The organism is Pseudoalteromonas sp. S3776 (assembly GCF_005886915.1).
Lineage (GTDB): Bacteria > Pseudomonadota > Gammaproteobacteria > Enterobacterales > Alteromonadaceae > Pseudoalteromonas.
The window spans coordinates 1-388 of the sequence record NZ_PNCU01000116.1 but is presented as its reverse complement, the minus strand read 5'-3'; the positions used below and the strand labels follow the sequence as shown (position 1 = coordinate 388).

The window sequence follows — 388 nt, the reverse complement described above, 5'->3', positions numbered from 1 at the left end:
CCACACCCCCCGCCTGTATTTTTTTTTTATTTATACGCCTTACTCTTATATCTACACTAATCTTACCAATCTTTCTGTACACGACGCTGTTCCGTTCTTGCACCCACTCGGTTGCCGCGTCGATGGTGTGCAGGGGCGAGGCCGGGGCCATCCCGTCGTAAATCCTGACCATGTTGTCAGCCCCCCCGGCCGCCAGGTAGGTGCCGTCGGGGCTGTAAGCGACGCTGTACACAAAACCTCTCGCCTCGATGGTATGCAGGGGCGAGGCCGGGATCATCCCGTCGTAAATTCTGACCTTTCGATCAAACCCTCCGGCCGCCAGGCGGGTGCCGTCGGGGTTGTAGGCGACGCTTTGCATCCAATCGGTCGCCTCGGTCAGGGTGTGCAG

General features: G+C 58.5%; 1 protein-coding gene. It reads right to left on the bottom strand.

The genetic code is table 11. The features are described from left to right. Positions 1-388, bottom strand: a 388-nt coding sequence (locus tag CWC16_RS19370) for a WD40 repeat domain-containing protein (protein ID WP_212747452.1), incomplete at both ends; no start/stop codon positions are given.